This is a genomic window from Marmoricola sp. Leaf446 (assembly GCF_001424755.1).
Lineage (GTDB): Bacteria > Actinomycetota > Actinomycetes > Propionibacteriales > Nocardioidaceae > Marmoricola.
On sequence record NZ_LMRF01000008.1, the window covers coordinates 1 to 1,870 of the forward strand.

Below are 1,870 nucleotides of genomic sequence, written 5' to 3' on the forward strand. Positions count from 1 at the left end.
GCCGGGGCCCCGGTGCTCGTCGTCAGCCAGTTCACGCTGTACGGCGACGCCCGCAAGGGCCGGGGGCCCCACCTGGCAGACTGCGGCTCCCGGGTCGGTGAGCGAGTCGGTCTACGAGGCCGTTCGTCAGACGCCGCGCAGCGCCGGGAGCCGCGTCGAGACCGGCGTGTTCGGGGCCGACGTGGCCTTCGCGCTCGTCAACGACGGGCCGGTCGCGCTGCTGCTGCAGACACCCGCGCGCTGAGGCGGGTCAGGTACACCGACCGCAGCGGTGAAGGCCCGACCCAGGACTTAGTGCACCGAGCACGAGCAGCAGCGCCAACGCCATCAGCAGGAGCTGGACGAACAGGTAGCTGTCCCGCACGTGTTCGAACCACGTACCCCCCAGATCGGGCCTTGGCTCGGCCCGGTGGGTGCCGATGACCAAGTTGCCGGGGCGTTCGGGGAGCTCGACGCGGGGTGAGGTCTCCACGCCGGTGGCTCGACCGACGCCGGTGGCATGGGTCCGGGCGGCGAAGTCCGGGCGATATTGCGCCGGTCTGCGATGCTTCGCAGCGCTGCTCCGCGCGCCGAGCGCTCGCCGGCAGGCCTCCCGGCAGGCCACGGCGAACTCGTTGGGCACCTCGGGGGCGGCTTCGATTCCGGCTGCCGACCCGGCACAACGCCGATGCTAGACCTTAGCCGCTCCGCCGGGCTCGGAAAGCGCGGAGGCCGACGGTGACGAGCACGGCTCCCAGCGTCGCTCCCAGGGTGTTCGCCACGACGTCGGTGGCAGACATCTCGCGGTCGGGCAACAGCAGGCCCTGCGCCAGCTCGACGCCCATCGCCCCGATGAAGGCATACGCCGCCCAGTCCTGCCAACGCAGCCGGGGAAACGCGAGGGGACCTAGTGCACCGATCGGCACGACGATGGCGACGTTGGCCGCGATCTCGAGACGCTGCTCGGCCACGAGCTGGAACGGGAGCCTACGGGCAACGGCAATCTCGCCGATGCGGCGCAGCACGTGGTCCTGCAGACCGTTGCTCGGGGAGAGCACGGCGGCGGCCAAGCCCACGAAGCACAGCGCGAGCAGCACGCGGGCCATGACGACCTTGCGGGCGGGTCTGCGCGACGTCAAGGTTGGCTCCGGCACGGGGCCAGTGTGCCGGAACGGCGCCGACGCACGCGAGCCCGTCGAGCCCCGGACGGGTCTCGACGGGCTCGACCGACGGTGTCGGGCTGACCGACCGCGTCACAACGTCAGACGGCGACAGCGACCTCGGCGACCGACCCCTTGCGGGCGGTCACCTTGGTGTCGACCGGCTCAGCCTTCGGCGCCAGCGTGCGCAGCGTCCAGTCGCCGTTGCCGGCGAAGAACCGGAAGTGGCCCGTAGCCGAGGTGGGGACCTCGGCGGTGAACTCGCCGGTGCGGTCGAGCAGGCGCACGTAGGCGTTGCCGACCGGCTCCTCACCCCGGGTCACGCGGCCCTGGATGATGGCCTCCTTGGCCACGTCGATGCCGTCGAGCGACAGGCCGCCCTCGGTGGCTCCGCACATGCTCAGGCCTCCCCGGGCTCGTCGCCGAGAGCGATCGGCACACCCACGAGGGAGCCGTACTCGGTCCACGATCCGTCGTAGTTCTTGACGTTCTGGTGGCCCAGGATCTCCTTGAGCACGAACCAGGTCAGCGACGAGCGCTCACCGATGCGGCACAGCGCGATGGTGTCCTTGCTGTCGTCGATGCCGACCTCGGCGTAGATCGCCTTGAGGTCCTCGTCGGACTTGAAGGTGCCGTCGTCGTTGCAGTTCTTGCTCCACGGCACGTTCAGCGACGTGGGCACGTGGCCGGCGCGCTGCGCCTGCTCCTGCGGGAGGTGGGCCGGGGCGAGC

4 protein-coding genes are annotated in these 1,870 nt (G+C 71.1%); 1 reads left to right on the forward strand and 3 read right to left on the reverse strand.

Features of this window, described 5'->3' with window-relative positions:
- The first annotated feature begins 97 nt into the window (after positions 1-97).
- Positions 98-244 carry a D-aminoacyl-tRNA deacylase gene (locus ASG49_RS19495; protein WP_255355151.1) on the forward strand — a complete coding sequence of 49 codons (147 nt, stop codon included), beginning with the start codon at positions 98-100 and terminating at the stop codon, positions 242-244.
- 433 nt (positions 245-677) lie between these two features.
- On the opposite strand, the gene ASG49_RS18065 is transcribed toward ASG49_RS19495, so the two are convergent.
- The 3 genes from ASG49_RS18065 to ASG49_RS18075 form a co-directional block, all read right to left on the reverse strand.
- On the reverse strand, positions 678-1,133 hold the full coding sequence (locus ASG49_RS18065) for a VanZ family protein (RefSeq protein WP_156384428.1): 456 nt from the start codon (positions 1,131-1,133) through the stop codon (positions 678-680).
- A 107-nt stretch (positions 1,134-1,240) separates the two neighbouring features.
- A complete protein-coding gene (locus ASG49_RS18070) occupies positions 1,241-1,537 on the reverse strand; it encodes a DUF1416 domain-containing protein (protein WP_056545102.1) in 297 nt (98 codons plus the stop codon).
- Between the two features lie 2 nt (positions 1,538-1,539).
- The coding region (locus ASG49_RS18075) for a sulfurtransferase (RefSeq protein WP_255355152.1) at positions 1,540-1,870 on the reverse strand (331 nt) is incomplete at its 5' end.

Coding starts and splice junctions, on each gene's coding strand:
- ASG49_RS18070 (WP_056545102.1), bottom strand. CDS start 1,537: ATGTGCGGAGCCACCGAGGGCGGCCTGTCGCTCGACGGCATCGACGTG.